Source organism: Streptomyces sp. NPDC006261 (assembly GCF_040613515.1).
Taxonomy (GTDB): domain Bacteria; phylum Actinomycetota; class Actinomycetes; order Streptomycetales; family Streptomycetaceae; genus Streptomyces.
This window is the reverse complement of sequence record NZ_JBEXSI010000015.1, coordinates 68,547-87,311: the sequence shown is the minus strand read 5'-3', so window position 1 is coordinate 87,311 and position 18,765 is coordinate 68,547. Positions and strand designations below refer to the sequence as shown.

General features: G+C 71.8%; 21 protein-coding genes. 8 read left to right on the top strand and 13 right to left on the bottom strand.

The window, feature by feature from the left end; all coding sequences use genetic code 11:
• Entirely contained in the window at nucleotides 1–705 is a 705-nt protein-coding gene (locus ABZ154_RS12450; protein ID WP_356831679.1) for a succinate dehydrogenase, read from the bottom strand.
• Nucleotides 706–800: 95 nt separating this feature from the next.
• On the opposite strand from ABZ154_RS12450, the gene ABZ154_RS12445 reads away from it, so the two are divergent.
• The gene (locus ABZ154_RS12445; RefSeq protein WP_356831677.1) at nucleotides 801–1,697 is read left to right on the top strand and encodes a LysR substrate-binding domain-containing protein; all 897 of its coding nucleotides are present in this window, start codon (nucleotides 801–803) and stop codon (nucleotides 1,695–1,697) included.
• Between the two features lie 21 nt (nucleotides 1,698–1,718).
• On the opposite strand, the gene ABZ154_RS12440 is transcribed toward ABZ154_RS12445, so the two are convergent.
• From ABZ154_RS12440 to ABZ154_RS12425, 4 genes are all read right to left on the bottom strand, one after another.
• Nucleotides 1,719–3,893 (bottom strand): EAL domain-containing protein, encoded by a 2,175-nt coding sequence (locus tag ABZ154_RS12440; RefSeq protein ID WP_356831675.1) that lies wholly within the window; start codon nucleotides 3,891–3,893, stop codon nucleotides 1,719–1,721.
• Complete coding sequence (locus ABZ154_RS12435; RefSeq protein WP_356831673.1) at nucleotides 3,890–4,708, bottom strand: SAM-dependent methyltransferase; 819 nt, start codon at nucleotides 4,706–4,708, stop codon at nucleotides 3,890–3,892. The genes ABZ154_RS12440 and ABZ154_RS12435 overlap by 4 nt, the downstream gene beginning before the upstream one ends.
• Nucleotides 4,709–4,945: 237 nt before the next feature.
• Nucleotides 4,946–5,905: an SCO0930 family lipoprotein gene (locus ABZ154_RS12430; protein WP_356831671.1), complete on the bottom strand. Its 960-nt coding sequence runs from the start codon at nucleotides 5,903–5,905 to the stop codon at nucleotides 4,946–4,948.
• A gap of 425 nt (nucleotides 5,906–6,330) precedes the next feature.
• Nucleotides 6,331–6,582 carry a hypothetical protein gene (locus ABZ154_RS12425; RefSeq protein WP_356831669.1) on the bottom strand — a complete coding sequence of 84 codons (252 nt, stop codon included), beginning with the start codon at nucleotides 6,580–6,582 and terminating at the stop codon, nucleotides 6,331–6,333.
• A 41-nt stretch (nucleotides 6,583–6,623) separates the two neighbouring features.
• Between ABZ154_RS12425 and ABZ154_RS12420 the strand changes: the two genes are divergently transcribed.
• The 3 genes from ABZ154_RS12420 to ABZ154_RS12410 all read left to right on the top strand — a co-directional run bounded on the left by ABZ154_RS12420 (nucleotide 6,624) and on the right by ABZ154_RS12410 (nucleotide 8,286).
• A complete protein-coding gene (locus ABZ154_RS12420; RefSeq protein ID WP_356831667.1) occupies nucleotides 6,624–6,758 on the top strand; it encodes a hypothetical protein in 135 nt (44 codons plus the stop codon).
• Between the two features lie 13 nt (nucleotides 6,759–6,771).
• A complete protein-coding gene (locus tag ABZ154_RS12415) occupies nucleotides 6,772–7,536 on the top strand; it encodes a hypothetical protein (protein ID WP_356831665.1) in 765 nt (254 codons plus the stop codon).
• 186 nt (nucleotides 7,537–7,722) lie between these two features.
• Nucleotides 7,723–8,286 (top strand): hypothetical protein, encoded by a 564-nt coding sequence (locus ABZ154_RS12410; protein WP_356831663.1) that lies wholly within the window; start codon nucleotides 7,723–7,725, stop codon nucleotides 8,284–8,286.
• Nucleotides 8,287–8,386: 100 nt separating this feature from the next.
• Here ABZ154_RS12410 and ABZ154_RS12405 read toward each other — a convergent pair whose 3' ends face one another.
• Nucleotides 8,387–8,869: a hypothetical protein gene (locus ABZ154_RS12405; protein WP_356831661.1), complete on the bottom strand. Its 483-nt coding sequence runs from the start codon at nucleotides 8,867–8,869 to the stop codon at nucleotides 8,387–8,389.
• Nucleotides 8,870–9,219: 350 nt separating this feature from the next.
• On the opposite strand from ABZ154_RS12405, the gene ABZ154_RS12400 reads away from it, so the two are divergent.
• Nucleotides 9,220–9,882, top strand: coding sequence for a class F sortase (locus ABZ154_RS12400; protein WP_356831659.1), 663 nt, complete (start codon nucleotides 9,220–9,222; stop codon nucleotides 9,880–9,882).
• Nucleotides 9,883–9,953: 71 nt separating this feature from the next.
• Here ABZ154_RS12400 and ABZ154_RS12395 read toward each other — a convergent pair whose 3' ends face one another.
• On the bottom strand, nucleotides 9,954–10,805 hold the full coding sequence (locus tag ABZ154_RS12395) for a polysaccharide deacetylase family protein (RefSeq protein ID WP_356831657.1): 852 nt from the start codon (nucleotides 10,803–10,805) through the stop codon (nucleotides 9,954–9,956).
• Nucleotides 10,806–10,946: 141 nt separating this feature from the next.
• Here ABZ154_RS12395 and ABZ154_RS12390 point away from each other — a divergent pair, with 141 nt between their 5' ends.
• Nucleotides 10,947–11,408, top strand: a complete 462-nt coding sequence (locus ABZ154_RS12390) for a universal stress protein (RefSeq protein WP_356831655.1) — start codon at nucleotides 10,947–10,949, stop codon at nucleotides 11,406–11,408.
• 19 nt (nucleotides 11,409–11,427) lie between these two features.
• Here the strand turns inward: ABZ154_RS12390 and ABZ154_RS12385 are convergent, their stop codons facing one another.
• Entirely contained in the window at nucleotides 11,428–12,627 is a 1,200-nt protein-coding gene (locus ABZ154_RS12385; protein WP_356831653.1) for a CapA family protein, read from the bottom strand.
• A gap of 269 nt (nucleotides 12,628–12,896) precedes the next feature.
• Here ABZ154_RS12385 and ABZ154_RS12380 point away from each other — a divergent pair, with 269 nt between their 5' ends.
• Nucleotides 12,897–13,469, top strand: coding sequence for a sigma-70 family RNA polymerase sigma factor (locus tag ABZ154_RS12380; RefSeq protein WP_356831651.1), 573 nt, complete (start codon nucleotides 12,897–12,899; stop codon nucleotides 13,467–13,469).
• Here ABZ154_RS12380 and ABZ154_RS12375 read toward each other — a convergent pair.
• A complete protein-coding gene (locus ABZ154_RS12375) occupies nucleotides 13,403–13,600 on the bottom strand; it encodes a zf-HC2 domain-containing protein (RefSeq protein ID WP_356831649.1) in 198 nt (65 codons plus the stop codon). The genes ABZ154_RS12380 and ABZ154_RS12375 overlap by 67 nt on opposite strands.
• 111 nt (nucleotides 13,601–13,711) lie before the next feature.
• Here ABZ154_RS12375 and ABZ154_RS12370 point away from each other — a divergent pair, with 111 nt between their 5' ends.
• Nucleotides 13,712–14,233 carry a hypothetical protein gene (locus ABZ154_RS12370; RefSeq protein WP_356831647.1) on the top strand — a complete coding sequence of 174 codons (522 nt, stop codon included), beginning with the start codon at nucleotides 13,712–13,714 and terminating at the stop codon, nucleotides 14,231–14,233.
• Nucleotides 14,234–14,729: 496 nt separating this feature from the next.
• Here the strand turns inward: ABZ154_RS12370 and ABZ154_RS12365 are convergent, their stop codons facing one another.
• From ABZ154_RS12365 to ABZ154_RS12350, 4 genes are all read right to left on the bottom strand, one after another.
• The gene (locus tag ABZ154_RS12365) at nucleotides 14,730–15,959 is read right to left on the bottom strand and encodes a histidine kinase (RefSeq protein ID WP_356831645.1); all 1,230 of its coding nucleotides are present in this window, start codon (nucleotides 15,957–15,959) and stop codon (nucleotides 14,730–14,732) included.
• Nucleotides 15,956–17,458 (bottom strand): cation acetate symporter, encoded by a 1,503-nt coding sequence (locus ABZ154_RS12360; RefSeq protein WP_356831643.1) that lies wholly within the window; start codon nucleotides 17,456–17,458, stop codon nucleotides 15,956–15,958. The genes ABZ154_RS12365 and ABZ154_RS12360 overlap by 4 nt, the downstream gene beginning before the upstream one ends.
• Nucleotides 17,455–17,817, bottom strand: a complete 363-nt coding sequence (locus tag ABZ154_RS12355; protein ID WP_356831641.1) for a hypothetical protein — start codon at nucleotides 17,815–17,817, stop codon at nucleotides 17,455–17,457. Before ABZ154_RS12355 ends, ABZ154_RS12360 begins: the two co-directional genes overlap by 4 nt.
• Nucleotides 17,818–17,950: 133 nt before the next feature.
• Nucleotides 17,951–18,703, bottom strand: a complete 753-nt coding sequence (locus tag ABZ154_RS12350) for a LytTR family DNA-binding domain-containing protein (protein ID WP_356831639.1) — start codon at nucleotides 18,701–18,703, stop codon at nucleotides 17,951–17,953.
• Between the last annotated feature and the right edge of the window lie 62 nt (nucleotides 18,704–18,765).

Sequence of the window (18,765 nt, the reverse complement as noted above, 5' to 3'; positions counted from 1 at the left end):
TCAGCTCACCACTCCGGTCATGACGGCGACGGGTACGGAGATGAAGCCCAGCGTCAGCACCGCTGCGAGGACGTTTGCGAGGGTCTTCAGGACGCGGTCGCGGGTCGCGTTGCCGACGCCGAGCGTCTGCGCGGCGCTCCAGAAGCCGTGCTGGACGTGCAGGCCCATGGCGAGCACGGCGACGATGTAGATGACGTTGCCGTACCAGGTGGAGAAGGTGTCGACGACGTTCCGGTACGGGTGCCCGGCCTCGAAGCTCGTGTGGACGGTGCCGGTGGTCAGGTCGAGGATGTGCCAGACGATGAACAGCGCGAGGATGATGCCGCCCCAGCGCATGGTCCGGGTGGCGTAGCTCGCGCGGGGCCGCTTGTGTACGTACTTGTCCGGGCGTGCTCTGATGTCGCGGCGGCTCAGCTGGTACGCGGAGATGCCGTGCAGCACGACGGCGGCGACCAGCCCCACGCGGACGGTCCACAGCGCCCACTCGTAGTGCAGGATCGGTTCACCCATGGTCCGCAGCCAGTGGGCGTAGCCGTCGAACTCACCGGGTCCGAAGAAGATCTTCAGGTTCCCCGCCATGTGGGCGACGAGGTACCCGAGCATGATCAGACCGGTGACGGCCATGATGGTCTTCTTGCCGACGGTCGAGTCCCAGAGCGTACGCGTCATCGACGGCCGTCGGTCCGTCCGCGTTGCCAATGCCATGGACCTGACGGTAGGGGTCCCGAGCTGATCAGTCCAAGACATGGAGTGGCTGATCTTCATAGGCTGCGCCTATCGGGCGACGGTAGCCTCGGTGTATGCACCTCCAACAGCTCACCTACTTCGTGGCCGTCGCCGAGACCCGGCACTTCACCCGGGCCGCCGAGGCCGTGCATGTCTCGCAGCCCTCGCTCTCCCAGCAGATCCGGGCGCTGGAGAGCGAGCTGGGTGCCGAGCTGTTCAGCCGGGCGCGGGGCAACATCACCCTGACCGACGCGGGCGAGGCGCTGCTGCCGCTGGCCCGGCGAATCCTCGCGGACGCGGAGACCGCGCGCCACGAGGTGCAGGAGCTGGTGCAGTTGCGGAGCGGCCGAGTACGGCTGGGGGCGACGCCGAGCCTCTGTACGGGGCTGCTGCCCGACGTGCTGCGCGCCTTCCACGACCGGCATCCGGGGGTGCGGCTGCTGCTGGAGGAGGGTGGCTCGCACGATCTCGTACGGCAGCTGGCGCGCGGGGCGCTCGACCTCGCCCTGGTGGTGCTGCCGCTGCCCGCCGCATCGCCCGCGCTGACCACGGTGGAGCTGCTGCGCGAGGACCTGCTCGTGGTGTCGTCCGCCGCCGGACCGGCCCCGGGGCGCGGGGGGCGGGTCCAGATCGCCGATCTCGAAGGGGCGCCACTGGTGATGTTCCGGCACGGCTACAACCTGCGGGAGCTGACGCTCGCCGCCTGCCGGGCGGAGGGGTTCGAGCCCTCGTTCACGGTGGAGGGCGGCGAGATGGACGCGGTGCTCGGTTTCGTACGGGCGGGACTCGGCATCGCGGTGGTGCCGAGCATGGCCGCGCACCGGGCCGGCCCCGATCTGCGGAGGACCCCGCTGGCCCGGCCGGGGCTGCGGCGCACGATCGCCCTCGCGCACCGCAGCGATGTGGCGCCGCCCCGGGCGGCCCGGGAGCTCCAGCGGATGCTGCTGGAGCACGGGCCGGAGGCCGGATGAAGGAGACCGCGGCCGGTCCGCTCAGACCGCGTCGGCCAGCAGCAGCGCGTGGATGCGGTCCGGGGCGCCGGGGCGGGCGTAGTACCAGCCCTGGGCGGTGTCGCAGCCCAGTCGGCGCAGCTGCTCGGCCTGCGCTCCCGTCTCCACGCCCTCCACCGTGACGGCCAGCTCCAGGCTGTGGGCCAGCGACACGATCCCCTCGACGATCTTCAGGTCGACCGGGTCGGCCGGATGCTGCTGCATGCCCCGGGTGAAGGACCGGTCCAGCTTGAGGACGCTCACCGGCAGCCGCCGCAGGTTCGCCAGGTTCGAGTAGCCGGTGCCGAAGTCGTCGAGCGCGATGTCGACGCCCATCTCCGCGAGCTGCCGCAGGGGCTTGAGGAGATCGTCGTCGGCGCCGATCAGGGCGGATTCGGTCACCTCCAGGCAGAGCGCGCCGGGTTCGAGGCCGGAGCGTTCCAGCACGTCGACGGTCTCGGCGACCAGCCGGGGGTGGTGCAGCTGGGTCGGCGAGAGGTTGACGTTGATCCGCAGCGGGCCGCCGTCGCTGTGCCGCTCCTGCCAGAAGTTGGCCTGACGGACGGACTCCTCCAGCACCCAGCGTCCGAGGGGCACGATCAGCCCGGTGTGCTCGGCGAGCGGGATGAACCGGTCGGGGCCGAGCACCCCGTGCTGCGGATGGCACCACCGTACGAGCGCCTCGGCACCGTGCACGGTGCCGTCGCCCAGGTGGACGAGCGGCTGGTACTCGATGAAGAACTCGCCCCGGTCCAGCGCGGCGGGCAGCGCGGTGGTCAGCCCGTGGCGGGTGATGGCGCGCGCGTCGGCCTCGGCGTCGGCGAGTTCGAAGCGGTTGCCGCCCGCCGCCTTGGCCCGGTACATGGTGATGTCCGCGCTGCGCAGCACCTCGGCGGCGCTGCGCTCCCCGGCCGGGCCCTCGACGACGCCGATCGAACCGCGGACGGTGAGCTCTCGGCCGTCCAGCCGGATCGGGGTGGCGAGGACGTGGAGGATGCGGCCGGCCAGCTCGTCCACCGCGTCGGCGGTCCCCGGGCCGGTGGTCAGGGCAACGAACTCGTCGCCGCCCAGCCGGGCGACCATCTCGCCGGGTGCCGTGGCGCAGCTCTGCAACCGGTCGGCGACCTCGACCAGGAGCCGGTCGCCGGCCGCGTGGCCGAGGCTGTCGTTGATGGCCTTGAAGCCGTCGAGGTCCAGGTAGCAGAGGCCGAAGCGGGCTCCGTCCTTGGCGGAGAGCACCTTCTCGAGACGCTCGAAGAACAGCGTCCGGTTGGGCAGCCCGGTGAGCGCGTCATGAGTGGCCTCGTAGCGCAGCCGCAGGTTGAGCAGGCGCCGCTCGGTGGTGTCCTCCATCAGCGCCAGCTGGTACTGGGGACGGCCTTCGGGGTCACGCAGCAGGGAGACGGTGAGGTTGGTCCACAGGACGGTGCCGTCGTTGCGGTAGTACGCCTTCTCGACCCGGTAGTGGTCGCGCTCCCCCCGTACGAGCTCGTTGTAGTACTTCCATACCTGCGGCGAGTCCTCGGGGTGGACCCACTCGTTCACCCTGTGACTGCGGACGTGGTGCTCCATGCCGCCGAACATCCTGGTGAGGGTGTCGTTGATCTCCAGGATGTTGCCGTCGAGGTCGGCGATGCCGATGCCGACGGCGGCGTCCTTGAAGACCGCGCGGAAGCGGGCCTCGGTGGCGTGGAGGGCCTGTTCCGCATGCGAGCGGGCGGTGAGGGCCGAGCGGGCGATGGCCTCCTGTTCGGCCAGGGTCCGCTCGCGCAGGGCCTGGGAGAAGCCGGAGGCGAGGGTGTGCTGGATGCGGGCGCACCGGGCGCGGGCGTCCTCGGTGGACAGCTCGCCGGGTCCGTTGCCGCCGCAGTACAGCACCAGGTAGGAGTCGACGACCCCGAGCGTGGAACTGAGGGCGTCCGGGTCGGTGCAGTGCGCGTCGACCAGCGCCGCGCCGATCCGAGCGGCGGGCGAGGCGTCGAACGGGTGGGCGTGCAGGGTGAGGCTGAGCTCGCGGGCCAGCGGCAGCAGGTGCTTCTCGAACTCCGGGCGGGTCAGGGAGGTGGCCGTCAGCGGGAAGATGGCCCGGCTCCAGATCGTGGCGAACCTCCGGAGCCGGCCTTCCGGACCGTCCGGTTCCGCGTCCTGCTCACCGGAGGCCTGGGCGGGAATGCTCACGGCTTTCGCCCGACCCCGCCGAAGCCCGAGAAGGCGTACGGGTCTTCCTGCTCCGGGGCCTGCGGGGTGTCCGGCCGCCACTCGGGCATCGAGACGAGGCCGGGCTCGACCATCTCGTACCCCTCGAAGAACGCGCCGATCTCCTCACGCGTCCGCATGATGAGCGGGTTGCGGATGTTCCGGTAGACGCCGACCGTGCCGTCCGCCTCCTCCCTGGAGAGCGGAATGCCCTCGTAAGAGGCGTGGGTCAGGATGAGGAGGCTGCCGGGCGCCAGTGCCTCGCGCAGTTCGGCGACCGCCGCGCGCGGGTCGTCGGCGTCCTCGATGAAGTGGAGCACCGCGACGAGCAGGAGGGCCACCGGGCGGTTCAGGTCGAGCAGTCCGGTGACCTCCGGGCTGGCCAGGATCTCCGTAGGCCGGCGCAGGTCGGCGGCGGCGATGACGGCGTGGTCGTTGCCCTCCAGCACCGCCTGGCTGTGCGCCACGGCGACCGGGTCGTGGTCGACGTACGCCACCTTGGCCCGCGGGTCGGCGGCCTGGGCCACCTCATGGACGTTGCCGAAGGTCGGGATGCCGGAGCCGATGTCGAGGAACTGATCGATCCCCGCGTCGACCGCGTACCGCACGGCCCGGCGCATGAAGGCCCGATTGGCCTGCATGATCTTGGGAAGGCCCGGAAGGAACTCCATGGCCTTCCGCGCGGCTTCCCGGTCCACCTCGAAATTGTGCGATCCGCCCAGATAGAAGTCGTACATGCGGGACACGCTCGGCACCGAGATATCTATGCCTTGCGGTGCCCAGGCGGGACGCTCCATCGATGTCTCCAACAAGTTCGCCACGGCGATCCGGCCATGTTCATGGTCAGTGTTGACCAGAGGCTACTGATCGACCGCCAAGAGAGCGAGTGGAAACGGAAATTAGGGATCCGTTATTGGTCACACTCCGGTGCCAACAACGGCCGGTCCGTCGCAGCGTGTGCACAGGCAGCGACGGACCGGCACCTCACTCACCGATTCCCGGTGGTTCGGGGCCACTTGGGGGCTACTGGGCGGTTACTTCGTGGTCTTGACGAGCTTGGAGTCGGGCGAGACCGCGAACCACGTACCGCCCACACCCTGGCCGTTGACGTCCCCCGGCTTCTCATCCCCGGCGAACGTGTAGATGGGCCAGCAGTCGATGGTCTGCTGCTTGATCCCGTCGGGGCGGTCGAAAGTGACGAATCCCTTCTTCGTCACGCCTTCCACCGAGTTTTTGGACACGGGGGCGACTACCGGCCACTTCTTGAGGCAGTCGCCGGCGCAGGCCGTCTTCATCGGCCACGCGGAGTCCTGGGTGAACCGGTAAACCGTCATGCCGCGCTTGTCCACCACGATGTCACCGAGTTCCGGGTCCTTGCGGACGGAAAGCCCCGCGGCGTCGGCCGGTTCGGTGGCGGCCGCTCCGTCGGCGTTGGCCGCCGCCTTCTTCCCGTCGGGGGCGGAGGCGAACCAGGTGCCCCCGACGCCCTGGCCCTCTGTCTGTCCCGGCGCGGTGTCCTTCGCGTACCGGTACATCGGCCAGCCGTCGACGGTGAGCTGCTTGGAGCCGTCGGTCCGGACGACCTCGCCGAGCAGCGAGGCATCGGTTCCGGCGGCGGCGGTGACGTCACCGGCGGGCACGACCGGCCAGATCTTCGCGCAGTCGCCGTCGCAGTTCGACTTCGGCGGCTTGGCGGTGTCCTTGTCGAAGCGGTAGAGCGTGAACCCCTCGCTGTCGGTGAGCACCTTCCCGAGCTTCTTGCTGTCCTGCACAGCGAGTTGACCCGCCGCCTTCGGGGCCGCGACGTCCGCGCCGGAGCCGTAACCGCCGCCGTTCGAGCCGTAGCCGCTCTCGGCCGGCTGCTGCGCCGGGGCCGCGTTGCCCACCGACTGACCGTTGGGCGATGCCGTGCCCTGCTCCTGACCGCACGCCGTCGTCAGCGTCAAAAGGGCCGCGGCGGTGACCGCGAGCGAGGCGTTGCGCCAGGTATTCATGTCGACTCCCGTAGTACGTCGTCGTATCGCTCCGATGGCGACGCGAGTCCGCGCCGTCCATGGCCCTAGGTACGCGGCGTCACGGGTCCGGCGTTCAACGCGGGCCGACAAGAATTCGACGGAACGTTCATCGGGCCGACGGACGGGGGCGCCTGCCGGGCCGTCAACCGTGCGCAAACATGAACGGCTCATTGTCCCCCCATCAGGCGAATCCCGGCGCATTCCCGCGTGTCGCCGTACGACGTGGATCATGCTCCCGGTCGTGTACGGATCCCGCATCGGGCGGCTCTCGACAGCCGCCGCACTCGTCTGGCTGATAGCCGTACCGCAGCCCGCCACCGCCGACGCCTGCGCGGTGGCCACCATCGGGCAGGACGACGGCAGCACCGCGGTCGCCGTGGCGGGCAGCGGAGAATGCGTGGCGGTCACCACCCCGGAGCCGCCACCACCCCCGCCGCCCCCGAAGCCACCACCGCCACCCCTTCCTCCGCCACCCCCGCCACCCCCACCGGAGCCGCCTGAGCCACCACCTCCACCACCGCCCCCTGCGCCGGCACCTCCCCCACCGCCGCCACCGGAGCCGCCACCACCCCCGCCACCTCCGCCACCGCCCGTGCCGGAGGCCGCTCCCGTGCCGGAGGCCGCTCCCGCGCCCAGGCCGGCGCCGAAGCCGTCACCGGCCCCCTCCGTGCGGCCGAAGCCGCCGGAGCCCCGGCCCGTGGCGCTTCCGACGTACCGCCAAGCGACCCGCAAGGAGCCGCGGCGCGGGCCGTCCCTGGTGTCCACGACCCTGCTGATCACCGCCCCCGCGGTGTTCGCCGTCGCCGTGCTGCGGCCCCGATCGTCCCGCTGACGAGGAGATACCCATGTCCGAATGGCTCGTCCTGAGCATTGCCATGGCGTCGGCCTGTGCGGTCGTCCTCACCATCGCGGTCCTCAACAACCGCCGGATCGCCGATGACGACGATCCGACCGAGACGCCCGACGTCATCGAGTACATGACGATGATGATCGGCGTGGTCTACGCGATCGTGCTGGGTCTGGCCATCGCCGGGGTCTGGGAGGGCCGCAGCGCCGCCCAGGAGTCCGTACGGCTGGAGGCGCAGGCGCTGCACGAGGTGCAGGCCCGGTCCTCCGTCTACCCGGCGGAGGTCCGTGACCGCATCCGTACGGACGTCGACGCGTACGTCGCCCATGTCCTCGACGCCGAGTGGAAGGTGATGTCGGAAAAGGGCGCCCTCACCGAACGCGGCACGGAGCTGCTGGACCGGGTGCGGGCGGACGTCACCGAGTTCGAACCCCAGACGGAACTGGAGGGACAGGCCTACCAGCCGCTTGTGGACCAGGTGGCGGCGGCGGACGACGCCCGCAGCTCGCGGGGGCAGAACGCGGGGGCGACGATGCCCGGGGTGGTGTGGTTCGGCCTGATCATCGGGGCGCTGGTGACGGTCGGGCTGATCTTCACCCTGCAGATCCGCAGAACATTCCGGGAACTGCTGCTGGCGGGGCTCTTCAGCGCGCTGATCGCTTTCCTGCTCTTCCTGATCTGGGATTTCGACGCGCCCTTCGGCCGGGGCATCTCGGCCACCGCCGAGCCCTTCCTCGACCTGTTCCCGGAGGCCACCCGCTGACGCCCCGTTCCCCCCGGCCGGTGAACCGTCCGGTGCGCCGGCCGGGGGACGAAGAATGACCCATTCGCCCGACCCCGATAGCGGTGGGTCCGCACCCCTCCTAGCGTGTCGCGCATCGAGGTGCATTTTCCTGCTATGTGGAAATTCATTCCGCAGCTGCCCCTCGGGGAACCCGGAGGATCCACCATGCGCGCGATACGTGTCGCACCCCTCGCACTCCTGGGCGCCACCGCCCTCACCCTGCTGGCTCCGTCCGCCGCCCGTGCCGCGCCCGACGGGGCCATCAACACGTTCAACCCGACGATCTCCCCCTCGGTGATCGCTCCGGGCGGCCGGGTGACCCTCGGCGGCGGCGGATGCACCGGCGAGACGACCGTCACCTCAGGCATCTTCGACACGACCGTCATCCCGAGCGGCAGCACCACGGCCACCGCCACCGTCGACGCGGACGCCCGGCGGGGCGCGGTCTACGCGGTGACGTTCGCCTGCGGCTCCACCGGCACCACCCGCAACGTCAACCTGACGATCACCACGGGCCCCACCAGCGCCCCGACGCCCACGACCGCACCGACCACGGCACCGACCGTGAGCTCCACGGCCATCGCGCCGAGCGGTGTGCGGGGCGGGCTCGGCGGCAGCTCCGGCACCATGAACACCGTGGAGGTCGCAGCGGGCGCCGCCCTCGTGCTCGCGGCCGCCATCGGCACCCTCTGCTTCGCTCGCCGCCGCGGCGCCGGCCGCCGGCACTGACGGCGCGAGGTACGGGGTGGAACACGCGACAGTCGCCCCGGGTCCTGATCGCAGGACTCGGGGCGACGGGCGTATCGGGCCGGGCGGGAGGTCCGACGTCCTAGAAGGCCGCATGGCTCGTCCGCCGGCGCCGGACGAGGAAGACCGCGCCACCGACGGCCGCCGCGGCCACCAGTCCGCCGCCGACCTGCATCTCCGTGGAGTTCGGCCCCATCGAGCCGCCGAGTCCGCCCTGCGCGCCGTGGCCGGCGAGCACGGTGAACTTGTGCGTCGCGATCCGGTCGTTGTCACTGCACTTCACGGAGAGGTGGTAGTGACCCGGGGTGGTGTTGTTGCGGACGCGGGCGTGGGCGTAGTTGGTGCCGTCCCCCGCCGAGAGGCTGGTCGTCGGGAACGCGTTCGACCAGACCGTGCCGCCGTGACCGCAGCCCCGGGCGGTGACCTTCAGCGTGCCGCCCTGGTGGACCGCCTGAGGGTTGACGGCGACGTTGACCGGGCCGTTGGTGGCGGCGGCCGTGGGGGCAGCGAGCCCGACAGCTGCGAAAGCGGTCACGGTGACCGCGAGAACGCGTGAAGCGCGCATCGTGTGGACCTCCAGCGGGAAACGCCCCGGAGTCCTGTCCTCCGGGAATGGATCGACGTGAACGCCTCCCATGACGAACACTCACCAGCCTTCTCACTGCTCGCACTTCGGCACTGCTCCACCCCGGTGACGCGACACGCCGTGCGGGAACCCCTGCATCTGACGGAGCCGCAGGTCACAGGCCATCAGAACTTTTATCTGCTCATTACTCCGAAGGGCAGTCACCTCTGAGGGCTCGGATGCCATCACCCCTAAGGCCCTGCTTCCGTCCGCCACCCGTTCGCCTCTCCCTGATCGCCGCCCGGCCGCACCGCCCCTAACGTTCCAAGCGTCGCGACGAAGGGAGCACCATGGGCCGGGACTACGCTGGCGCCGAGCGGACCAGACGTGTGCCGTGGGGTGCCGTCGCCCTGGTCATGCTCACGGGCCTAGCCCTCCTGCGCAACGGGGCGGAGTTCGGGGAGGAGGGGCCGCCGCAGCCCGCGGCCGCAGCCTCGCTGGCCCTGAGCAGCGACACCGCGGGTCCGCCGGTGGAGGGCGAACCGGTGCAGCCGCTGCCGTACGCCCCCGCCTCCCGGGTGAAGATCTCGTCCATCAACGTGGACGCTCCGGTCATCGACGTCAACCTGGACCCCAACGGCTGGATCGACGCCCCCCCGGCCGAGGACCCCAACCTCGCCGGCTGGTACCAGAACGGCATCGCCCCCGGCCAGCGCGGCACCTCCGTGATCGTCGGCCATGTCGACAACATGTCGGGACCCGCGGTCTTCTACGGGCTCGGCTCGCTCCAGAAGGGCCACCGCGTCGAGGTGGAGCGCTACGACGGCCGGGTCGGGGTCTTCGAGGTGTACGGGGTCGAGGTCTTCTCCAAGAACGACTTCCCCGGCGCCCGTGTCTACGGTGACACGGGCCATGCGGAGCTCCGGGTGATCACCTGCGGCGGGGGCTACTCGAAGGCGGGCGGCTACGACGGGAACGTGGTGGTCTTCGCCCGGCTCGTCGAGACCCGCTGAACCGTCGGCCCTGCGGCCATCCGACCCGCCGAACCGGGCGGAGTCCGCCTCAGACCCGCTTCAGACCCGCCTCAGACCCTCTGCGGCACCGTGACCTGGTAGCCCTCGTCGAGCAGCCGGGGGAGGTAGCGCCGCAGGGCCTCGACGCTCTGGGACCGATCTCCGCCCGCGTCGTGCGAAAGGACGACCACACCGGGCGCCGCCCCGTCCAGCACCCGGCGGACGATGACGCCCGTCCCCGGTGTGGTCCAGTCGAGAGTGTCGACGGTCCAGGCCATCGGCTCCATGCCCAGATCGGCGCCGATCTCGAAGGAGTTGCGGTTCCACGCGCCGTACGGAGCCCGGTACCAGAGCGGCGGGGTGCCGAGCACCGCCTCGACCACGTCGCTGGTGCGGCCGAGCTCGTCGCGGATCGCGGCCCGGGAGAGCCCCGGGATCAGCGGGTGGGACCAGGAGTGGTTGCCCACGACATGGCCGTCGTCCGCCATCTCGCGCAGCAGGTCCGGGCTGGCGTCGGCCATCTCGCCGCAGACGAAGAACATCGCGCGGACCCTGTGCTTGCGCAGGGCGGCCAGGATGTCCGGGGTGTAGCGGGCGTCGGGGCCGTCGTCGAAGCTGAGCACCATCGAGTGCCCGAGGTCGGGGAGCTCCTCGAAGGGCCGGGTCCGCACCGGGGGCCGGGCCGGCCGGAAGCGGGGCGGGGTGCCGGCGGTCATGGGCTGCAGACGGTACGCGGGCGGCCGGCCCGGCAGACCGGCGGGCGGCCCGGCGGCCGCGGCGGGCGGGGTGCCCGCGACCCGTGCGGGGCGGGTGGGCGTCGAGGCCGGATCAGCGGCGATCAGATGCAGGGTGGTGGCGGTCCCGAGGCCGAGGGCGACCTTGAGCAGGGTGCGGCGGTCGGGGCGGATGTGCTCACTTCTCATGGCCAACTGCTCGCACGGCCGGGCCCCCTACCCGGTCGACGACACCGAGGCCTGACCGATTTGTACCCATTCGACGCAGTGGCCTGCCGGGGCCGCAGACCCTCCTCGACGGCTTCCGGACGAGCCGATAGCCTCGGGGCCGTGACAGAGCAGCAGCCTCATCAGTTCGAACGCGGTACGGACGGGCCCAAGGTGATCGTCGCGGGGCTCGACGGGTCCGACTCGTCCATGCGCGCGGCCGCCTACGCCGCCGGTCTCGCCCGGCGGCAGAACGCCAGGCTGGCCCTCGTCTACGTCCAGCCCGTGATCCCTTCGGGCGCCGCCCTGGGCGTGCCCGTCGGCGACACCACGGGTGAGGTCGCCCAGGAGCTGGTCGACGAGATCCGGGAGTCGGCGGAGCGACTGAAGGACACCTGGGACGTGCGCTGGGAGTTCCACACCTTCCGCGGCGACCCGTACAACGGGCTGGTGACGGCGGCCGACGAACTCACCGCCGACGCCGTGGTGGTGGGGGCTTCGGAATCGGCGGGGCACCGGTTCATCGGTTCGGTGGCCGTCCGCCTGGTGAAGGCGGGACGCTGGCCGGTCACGGTGGTGCCGTAACCCTCCTGAGCGCTTGGCGCTACTCCCCCATCACCAGGCCGTCCTTCTCCGCGCCCCGCCCGAGGACCACCTCACGGATGCGGTCGCGGACCTGGCGGTGATGCTCGGCCCCGGCCTTGACGGAGGCGTTGAGGTCGATGACGCGCCCGCTGTCCGTGTCGTACCACTGCGGAACGAACTCGGCCTTCTTCACCGCCCAGCGTCCTCCCGGCCGCGCGGGCGGCGCGAAGGTGAAACGGCCCATGGAACTCTGGTTGCCGCGCGGGTCCTGGAGGCCCTGGTAGTTGATCATCGCGCCGGCGATCTGGTCACCCATGCCGTAGACGACCCAGGTGCCGTTGACCTTCTCGTACGCCTGCGGGACGTGGGCGTGGGTGCCGACGATCAGGTCGAGGTCGGGGCGGCCGCGGTCCTGGGAGGCGGTGAGCCGCTCGGCCAGTTCCAGCTGCCTGGCGTCCGGTTCGTCCTGCCACTCGGTGCCCCAGTGCACCGAGAGCACGACGACGTCGGCACCCGCCCGCCGGGCCTTCCTCGCCTCCGCCACGATCTTCCGCTCGTCGGTCACGTTGACCGTCCACGGCTTCCCGGCGGGCAGCGGGATGTCGTTGGTGCCGTAGGTGTACGCGAGGTGGGCGACCTTCGCCGCCCGCTTCCCCGGTCCCGTCGGCAGGATCGTGGGGCGGGCGGCCTCGGCGGCGGAGCGGGCGGAACCGGCGTGGCGGACGCCTGCCGCGTCCAGGGCTCGCAGGGTGCGGCGGACGCCTTCGGCCCCGTCGTCCAGGGTGTGGTTGGAAGCGGTGGAACAGGAGTCGTAGCCGGTGGCGCGCAGGGCGGTGGCGACCTCGGGCGGTGATTTGAAGCTGGGGTAGCCGGTGTAGGGGCCGCCGTCCTTCCCGAACACCGTCTCCATGTGGCAGATGGCCAGGTCGGCTCGGGAGACGACGGGTGCGACGCCCCTGAACATCGGGGTGAAGTCGTAGCCCTGCCCGCCCGCGTCGGCCGCCGCCCGGTCGATGACGGAGGAGTGCGGCAGGACATCGCCCGAAGCCAGGAGAGTGAAGGGGCGCGGTACGTCGGCCTTCTGGCCGCCCGCACCCCCGGCGGCGGTGGGGGGTGCGCTCGGTGCGGGCGCCTGGGGCGGCTGGCCGGTGCAGCCGGTGGCCGCGGCGAGCAGGAGGGCGAGGGCGGCCACGGTGCCCGGTCGGATGCGCTGCGTCATCTGCTCGACTCCATGTTCGGATGATTACGACCATCCGACTACACATATCTTCATACCGCTGAAGCAAGGAGCATTGCCGCATACCTAGCTGAACTGGTCGTACCGTCCGACCCCGACGGCCCCTTGACCGTTCGCCGCACCATTCGCCGCACTGAGCGACCGCTCGTCGCACGCCTCGGTGCACCGCCTGTTCCTGCGCCGCCGAATGCGTTCGTATACGCCAGGCGGCAGCGAGGCCGTCCGGAGGCCTCCCGCGGGAAAGGACGTTCATGAAGACCACGACGACGACCGATGAGCGGGCCATCGCGGAGTTGCAGCGGGACCACGGCCCCGCCCTCTTCCACTTCCTGCTGGGCCTGACCTTCGGGGACCGGCAGCGGGCCGAGGACCTGGTGCAGGAGACCCTCGTACGCGCCTGGCAGCACCCGGAGGCCTTTGACGCGCCCTACGAGTCGATGCGGCCCTGGCTCTTCACCGTCGGCCGCCGCCTCGCCATCGACGCCCGGCGCTCCCGCCAGGCGCGCCCCACCGAGGTCAGCGACCTGGTGCTGGAGAGCACCCCGGCCGACCAGGACACCGCGGACTCGGCCGTCCGCGCCCTGGACGTCCGCGAGGCGGTCCGCACGCTCAGCCCCGAACACCGTGCGGTGCTGGTGCAGCTCTACTTCCGCGGGCTGAGCGTCGGCGAGACCGCCGAGGCGCTGGGCATCCCCGCCGGGACCGTCAAGTCCCGTTCGTACTACGCCCTGCGGCTGCTCTCGCGCAATCTGCCCGGCTACTCACGGAGGTCCTCCGCCCGCAACAGCGCGAGCATGGCCGCGGCCTCCGCCACCTCCACGTAGTCCCGGGCGCAGCCGTCGCAGAGCTGGAGGTGGCGGGCGACCCGGCAGGTCTCCTCCGCCTCCAGTGCGTCCAGGACGTAGGCGCCCAGCAGCAGGCGCACATGCGGGTCGTCGCCGGGGTCGGCACTCATTCACAGCCTCGCATCTCCTGGGCGATCCTCGCTTCTGCCCACGCGGGGCGTCCGCCCCCGGTTCAATGCTGCGTGAAGCCCGGTACCGAGCAAGGAAAGAGGCGAGACGGGATGCGTCCCGAGGACACGGATGGGACCGGTGGGGGCGGGCTGCCGGTACCGATGGCCTGGCTGTACACCGAGTACGTCGCGGAGGAGCTGTTACGCACCGGCGACCTGATGGAACCGACGACCCTGGAGTTCCGGGCCGGGCGCGACGCGCTCGCGCTCACGATATTCCTCTCCGGCCTCCTGGGGGAGATCCCGGTCTCCGGCGCGCTGTCCGAGGCCCGCGTCGACGAGTTGCGGGTGCTCACGGCGTACGGGGCCACCTGGCGGAGCTGGGTCTGCGAGCGGCTCACGGAGTCCGAGCGGCGGGCCGGGCCCGGCGACCCCGACGCGGCGCTGGCCCGGGCGGCCTGGCGGTGGCTGGAGGAGACCGAGCTGCTCGCCGCGGACCTCGAGGCGATCGCGCCCGCGCCCCGGGAGCCGGTGACGGGGAGCCCGCACGAGGAGGAGGGGGAGGTCCAGGTGTGGACCCCCGCCTGGCAACTGGGCCTGCCTCTGGGCCATTTGGCCGTGCATCTGTGCTGATCCGATCGGGGCGACGTGGGCGAGCGCGACCCGCGAGGCGTCACCGTCATCGGGGGCGCAGGATCGCGGAGGCGAGCGCGGTCACGCCCACGAACAGTGCCATGGGGGCCAGGGGCAGCAGGCCGTAGGTCCGCTCCAGCAAGGTGCCGACGTTCCACATGACCGTGCGCTACCACCCCACGCCCCCACCAGCATCATCACGTACACCCGGCGCTCCCGCAGCAGGCGCATGCCCACCCACAGCACCAGGGCCATGGTCAGGGCGGTGTCGACGACCGCCGAGGTGAACGACTCGTCCGACGAGTAGCCCGGGTGGCCAGGGCAGAGGCTGAGATGGCCGGAGGGGAGGCGGGAGGGACGGTGGGGCGGGTGGTGGTGCTGGGCGTGCAGCGGCTGCTCCTCGGACCGGGGAGGGGAAGGTCACTGCGAATGCGCCCCACAGTCTGTCAGGGCCCCTTCCGCCCCTGCGCATCAGGTCACAGGGGTCGGGCAGGGCTCATGACCCGTGGACTCCCGCGCGGTACTTGGGCAGCCGGAGCGTGATCTTCATGCCGGCGCCGACCCCGGTCTCGATGACGAGCCCGTACCCGTCCCCGTACACCTGGCGCAGCCTCTCGTCCACGTTGAGCAGGCCGATACCGGTGGAGGTGGTGGTGGCCTCGCCGCGCAGGATCCGCCGCAGCCTTCCGGGGTCCATGCCGCCCCCGTTGTCCTCGATCACGACCTCGGCCTCCGATCCGGCGTCGAGCGCGCTGATGGTGATCCGGAAGGGGCCAGCGGCTTCCCCGGCCCGCGCCCCGGGCCGGGTGGCGGCCCCCTCCAGGCCGTGCTTGACGGCGTTCTCCACCAGTGGCTGGAGACAGAGGAACGGCAGGGCGACCGGCAGCACTTCGGGGGCGACCTGGAGGGTGACGGAGAGCCGTTTGCCGAAGCGGGCACGGACCAGGGCCAAATACTGGTCGATCGAGTGGAGCTCGTCGGCCAGGGTGGTGAACTCGCCGTGCCGCCGGAAGGAGTAGCGGGTGAAGTCGGCGAATTCGAGGAGCAGTTCGCGCGCCTGCTCGGGGTCGGTGCGGACGAACGAGGCGATGGCGGCGAGGGAGTTGAAGATGAAGTGCGGGGATATCTGCGCCCGTAGCGCCTTGATCTCGGCTTCGATGAGCTGCGTACGGGAGCGATCCAGCTCGGCCAGCTCCAGCTGTACGCAGACCCAGCGCGCCACCTCCCCCGCCGCCCGGGCCAGCACCGCCGACTCGCGCGGGGCGTAGGCGACGAGCGCGCCCAGGACCCGGTTCTCGACGGTGAGGGGGACAGCGACCGCCCAGCGCAGGGGGCAGTCGAGGTCGGCGCAGCCGCTGTCGAAGGCCGTGCCGCGCCCTCCCTCCAGCAGTTCCTCGATGTGGCCCATCACGTCCTTGCCGTGATGGTGTCCGGCGCCGTCCCAGACAAGGACACGTTCCCGGTCGGTGAGACAGAGGGCGTCGGTGCCCAGCAGGGAGCGCAGCCGGCGGGCCGAGCGCCGGGCACTCTCCTCGGTGAGGCCGGCGCGCAGCGGGGGCGCCGCGAGGGAGGCGGTGTGCAGGGTCTCGAAGGTCGCGTGCTCGACGGGCGTGCCGACGTCGCTCGGGCGCAGCGGGCCGGCGGCGGTGCGGCGGCCCAGCAGGAAACCCGTACCGAGCAGCAGCGCCACCAGGACGACGAGGACGGCGGCCCCGGCCCCCGTCAACGTTCCCTCCCGGCGGCGCGCGCCGAGGTGAGCGCCTCGGGGAGGTGGAAGCGGGTCATGGCCGCGTTGGTGCCCGGCGGTATCCGCCCCGGCGTCGCGAGCGAGACGAGGATCATCGCGAGGAACCCCACGGGGACGGACCAGACGGCGGGCCATGCGAGCAACGCGTGCGGCCAGCCGGGCGGGGTCACGGCCCCGCTCACGGTGACGGCGACGGCGAGAAGGGCGGAGCCGCCGCCGAGGAGGAGTCCCGCGATCGCGCCCGGCGGGGTGAGGCGGCGCCACCAGATGCCGAGCACGAGCAACGGGCAGAACGAGGACGCGGAGACGGCGAAGGCCATGCCCACCGCGTCGGCCACCGGCACCCGGCTGACCAGCAGCGAACCTGCGAGCGGGACCGCGATGGCGAGGACGGTGGCGAGCCGGAAGTGGCGTACCCCGCGCGAGGGCAGCACGTCCTGCGTGATGACCCCGGCGACCGCCATGGTCAGCCCGGACGCGGTGGAGAGGAACGCGGCGAACGCCCCGCCCGCGATCAGCGCGCCCAGCAGATCGCCGCCGAGCCCGCCGATGACCCGGGCGGGCAGCAGGAGGACGGCGGCGTCCGCGTCTCCCCCGTGCCGCAGCTCGGGGGCGTACAGCCGGCCCAGCGCCCCGTAGATGGGCGGCAGCAGGTAGAAGAGGCCGACCAGGGCGAGGACGGCGACGGTGGTGCGGCGGGCGTCGCGGCCGTTGGGGCTGGTGTAGAAGCGGACGACGACGTGCGGCAGGCCCATGGTGCCGAGGAAGGTCGCCACGATGAGCCCGTACGTCGCGTAGAGCGGGTGGTCGGCGCGGAAGACGGCGAACTGGTCGTCGAAGCTGACCCGGGGCCGGCCGTCGCCCTGCCAGGCGAGGACGAGGAAGAGGGCGGGGACCAGGAGCGCGGTGAGCTTCAGCCAGTACTGGAAGACCTGGACGAAGGTGATGGACCGCATCCCGCCCGCCGCCACCGCGACCATCACCACGGTCGCGACGAGCACGTCGCCGAGCCAGCCGGGCGCCCCGGTGAGGATCTTGAGCGTCAGCCCGGCGCCCTGGAGCTGCGGGACGAGGTAGAGCCACCCCGCACCGACCACGAGGATGCTGACCAGGCGCCGCACATGAAGCGATTCGAGCCGCCCCTCGGCGAAGTCCGGCAGGGTGTAGGCCCCCGAGCGGCGCAGCGGTGCGGCGACGAAGACCAGCAGCACCAGATATCCGGCGGTGTAGCCGACCGGGTACCAGAGCATGTCCGGGCCGTGCAGCAGGACCAGCCCGGCGACACCGAGGAAGGAGGCGGCGGAGAGGTACTCCCCGCTGATGGCGGCGGCGTTGAGCCGGGGGCGCACGGTACGGGAGGCCACGTAGAAGTCGGAGGTCGTACGTGAGATGCGCAGGCCGAAGCCGCCGACGAGGACGGTGGCGAGGACGACGAGGGCGACCGCCACCCAGGAGGCCGTGTGGTCGGGGGTGCTCACGGTGCGGGGCGGCCCTCCACCAGCCGGGCGAAGTCGCGCTCGTTGCGCTCCGCCCTGCGCACGTACCACCAGGCGGCCAGGGTGAGCGGCGGGTAGGTGGCGAAGCCGAGCACCGCCCAGACCAGGGCGGCGCTGTTCAGGGCGGCGAACAGGAGCGGCAGGGTGCCCGCGACGAGGGCGAGCACGGCGAAGACGGTGAGCCCCGCGCGGAGCTGGCCGCGCATGAGCGAGCGGACGTAGGCGCCGCCGAGGGCGGTCTGCTCCTCGATCTCCGACTGGGTGCGGTAGCGGGGCAGCGGACGCACCCGGCGGGGTTCTCCCGTGACGACTTCGCGCCGGGGTGCGGTCTCCGGTGACATGGGCTCGGAGTGTAGGCGGCGGGGGGCGGTGCTGGGAAGGCTTCGCCGATGGACGCCCCAGCTCAGCGCGTCTGACGGGGCCGGGTCAGCGGCGCCTCGCGGGGCCGGTCGGTGGTGCCTGTCAGCACGCCGGTCAGCGACCGCCCTGGCGCATCAGCAGGTCGCGCAGGGCCCGGGTGTGGCGGCGGCTGACGGCTAGCTCGGCCTCCCCGATGCGCACGCTCATGCTCCCCGCGTCCAGCCGCAGCTCGTCGATCCGGCCCAGCGCCACGAGATGGCGGCGGTGGATCCTGACGAAGCCGCGCGAGCGCCAGCGCTCCTCCAGGGTGGTGAGCGGGATGCGGACGAGGTGGCTGCCGGCCGCGGTGTGCAGCCGGGCGTAGTCGCCCTGCGCCTCGGCGTACGCGATCTCGTCGATCGGGATGAAGCGGATGACGCCGCCGAGCTCGACCGGGATCTGGTCGGTGGCGGTGTCGTTGACCGGGGCGGACCGCTCCCCCACCTGCTCGGCGACCCGGCGTACGGCCTCGGCGAGGCGTTCGCGGCGCACCGGTTTGAGGACGTAGTCGACAGCCTTCAGGTCGAAGGCGTGCACGGCGAAGCCCTCGTGGGCGGTGACGAAGACGATGAGCGGGGGCGAGGCGAATCCGGCGAGGAGCTGGGCGACGTCGAGGCCGGTGAGCCCCGCCATGTGGATGTCGAGGAAGACGACGTCGATCGCGGACGGGTCGTCGGGGCCCGCGTCCACCGCGTTGCCGATGCGGCGCAGCGCCTCGGTCGCCCCGGTGGCACCTTCGGCGCTGCGGATGCGGGGGTCGGCGCGCAGGAGGTAGAGGAGCTCCTCCAGGGCGGGTGGTTCGTCGTCGACGGCGAGTACGCGCAGCATGAGCCCGGAGTTTAGGCCGTACGGGCCCCGATGGCTTGAGTGAATCCCGGCTTGTTCCCGTA